Source organism: Candidatus Schekmanbacteria bacterium (assembly GCA_003695725.1).
Taxonomy (GTDB): Bacteria; Schekmanbacteria; GWA2-38-11; order GWA2-38-11; family J061; genus J061.
The window spans coordinates 1-2,658 of the sequence record RFHX01000174.1 but is presented as its reverse complement, the minus strand read 5'-3'; the positions used below and the strand labels follow the sequence as shown (position 1 = coordinate 2,658).

The window sequence follows — 2,658 nt, the reverse complement described above, 5'->3', positions numbered from 1 at the left end:
TTACTAAATAGTAAAAATTATCAATAAGGTCAAGTAAAAAAATTTTTTATATTGAAAAGAATCAGTCAGTCATATTGACAATAAGACTTCCTGTCAAAGCTCCAAGAAGATTGAATATCATATCTTTCCAGCTGAAGAATGTTTTTTTGATTTTTTTGTCATAACTTTCTTTGCCTGTGCCTGCGGCAAGAGTTATTGAAACCCCTACAAGGGTAGATTCAGCATCTGATAGTTTCCCTTTTTTTGAAATTGCTGTAGCAGATGCGCTAATTGCCCCTGCAGCTAAAAAATGATATGCCTTATCCTTTGAAAGCCATTGGTCTTTGTCGTTTTTTAATGCTGTGCATCCTAATGCAAGGTGTAGAAAAAGAAAGATTAGTAATAATATGATCGATTTTTCTTTGAATTTTTCAAATAACATATTTTTTTAAACAAATATTTGATTGACATTAAAATCTTTGAAAAAATATATAGTTATTGCATAATAACTTTAAAATAAGTTTTTTTTTTTTTTTTTTGAATTAGTTATCTCATTATCCTATGAGCAAAGATAAATTTAAAAGACTTAAAAAATCAAATTCTTCTGATAAAACCTCCTCCAAAATAGTTAATATTATAAAAATATTGAGTATGATCGATGCAGGTGAAAAAGTCACGGCATCGAGACTTTCTGAAGAACTTGAAGTATCTGAGAAGACAATTTATCGATATATAAGAGCAATTCAAGATGCAGGTATTCCAATTTCTTATGACAAAGACAAAAAATCCTATGATTTCGATGGTAACTTCTCTTTAAAAAAAGTGATTTTCAATCCTGAAGAATTCTCCAACTTTATGTCTGTGCGAAATATTATTTCGGGTTTGGGTTTTCCATCAGATGCGCCTTTTTTCAGAGTCGTAGAAAGGATTCTATCAAATACGAATATAAATTTGCAGGAGAAGACATTTCCAATGTTGGTTAATTTGGGAATGACGGTGCAGTCTCCTGAAAATGAAAAAATATTGAGCATATTGAATCAAGCTATAATTGATAGGTGTAGAGTGTGGATGAAATATTATGCTTATGGAACAAAGGAGATAACAGAGAGGGAAGTTGCTCCCTACGGACTGATATATTGCGATGGTTTCTGGTATATGATTGGAATGTGCGACCTTCGAAATGCAACAAGGACATTTGCCATTGATGGAATTAGGGAAATTAGAAGTACTAATCATCGCTATGCTATTCCTAAGGATTTTAATTTAGCGGAATATTTTTCCAAAAGCTTCAAAATTGTCGTAGGGAATGATGTAGAAGTGGTGGTTAGATTTTCATCAGAAGTAGCAGACCATATTCTAAGAAAAAGATGGCATCGTTTTCAGAAGGCTGAAAAAAAACCAAATGGGGATGTGATCCTATACTTTAATGTAGCCGGCACTGAAGAGATAAAACGATGGCTATTTTCATGGATTCCTCATTGTGAGATCCTATCTCCTCCCTATTTAAGGGATGAAGTCAAATCAGAATTGAAAAAAACCCTCAAAAAATATCTCTAAAGAAAAAAAAATTTTCTACTCGGACATACTGTTGTCAGTCGCTTCAATTATATTACTTCTCAAAAAGGAGGGTTTTTATGAAAGAGAAATTTATTAAAGCGATTGAATCCTTTACCATTGGAGACAGCATTGAAGTTGATAGGTTTGTAGTTTTTCCTATTTTTGCAGAAGAGAAGACAAAGAACTTTATCACCTTAGATGAAGCAATGAAAAAGCATTTGGTAAAAATTACTGAAGTTGATAGCGCTGGTTCTGTACCTGCCGTAAGAGTAATCAATTTTGCAAAGAAGTTTTTGGTAATTTTTGTAGGTGAAATACTAGTCGGGGCAAAACAGAATAGAGTGGTAAATACTACAATAGTGGTAAAACCTCACAGCGAAATTGTGATACCAGTGTCCTGTATAGAAGAAGGAAGATGGTCTTATGATAGAGAGGATTTTTCTGATTATGATTCTTATGTGTATAGTCAGCTTCGCCGTGAAATTTTAAGAGATGTAAATTTAAGTTTAAAAAAACAAAAAAGCTTTTACGCGACTCAGGGAAAAATTTGGGATTTAGTAGATGAGAAACTGCAAGATTTAAATGTTGAATCTCCCACTAGGTCACTTTCCGAAGCATATAATGCAAATCGTTTAGGTATAAAATCTTTTGTAAGAAAATTTAAAACATTAAAAGACCAAATTGGGGCGATTATCTTTACAAATGGCCGCTTCCAAGTGATGGAAGTTTGTTCAAATCCAGAGGTTTTCAAAAAGATTTATCCTAAACTCATAAAGAGTATATATCTCGATGAGCTGAAAAGTTTAGATAAGAAGGAGTGTTTTTTAGATTTCTTAGAAAAGGAAATAGATTACAGTCAAGCGCTGACAAAACTTCTAAGCTCAATAAAAAACTCAGATATAGATTCCTTCAAAGGAGTCGGCGAAGGCATTGAGTTTCGCATTGAGGGGGAAGATGTAATTGGCTCGGCTGTGTGTCATAGTGACAAGCTTCTTCATCTAACAATTTATTCTAATTATGAGCAGTATTCTAATTATGAACATTTTAAGGAAGTAAAGAAACGAAAATGGAGATATTAAAATATTTTAGTCTGCTCATTTTGACTATAGAAGTGATCTATTT

3 protein-coding genes are annotated in these 2,658 nt (G+C 32.6%); 2 read left to right on the top strand and 1 reads right to left on the bottom strand.

Features of this window, described 5'->3' with window-relative positions; all coding sequences use genetic code 11:
* Positions 1-61 precede the first annotated feature (61 nt).
* The gene (locus D6734_07035) at positions 62-421 is read right to left on the bottom strand and encodes a hypothetical protein (GenBank protein ID RMF94757.1); all 360 of its coding nucleotides are present in this window, start codon (positions 419-421) and stop codon (positions 62-64) included.
* A 119-nt stretch (positions 422-540) separates the two neighbouring features.
* Here D6734_07035 and D6734_07030 point away from each other — a divergent pair, with 119 nt between their 5' ends.
* Together D6734_07030 and D6734_07025 are read left to right on the top strand one after the other, a co-directional pair.
* Entirely contained in the window at positions 541-1,536 is a 996-nt protein-coding gene (locus tag D6734_07030; GenBank protein ID RMF94756.1) for a transcriptional regulator, read from the top strand.
* A 77-nt stretch (positions 1,537-1,613) separates the two neighbouring features.
* A complete protein-coding gene (locus D6734_07025; GenBank protein ID RMF94755.1) occupies positions 1,614-2,615 on the top strand; it encodes a hypothetical protein in 1,002 nt (333 codons plus the stop codon).
* Positions 2,616-2,658 lie beyond the last annotated feature (43 nt).

Bases quoted from the DNA above. Each gene is read 5' to 3' on its own strand.
- D6734_07035 (RMF94757.1), bottom strand. From the start codon at position 421: ATGTTATTTGAAAAATTCAAAGAAAAATCGATCATATTATTACTAATC.
- D6734_07030 (RMF94756.1), top strand. From the start codon at position 541: ATGAGCAAAGATAAATTTAAAAGACTTAAAAAATCAAATTCTTCTGAT.
- D6734_07025 (RMF94755.1), top strand. From the start codon at position 1,614: ATGAAAGAGAAATTTATTAAAGCGATTGAATCCTTTACCATTGGAGAC.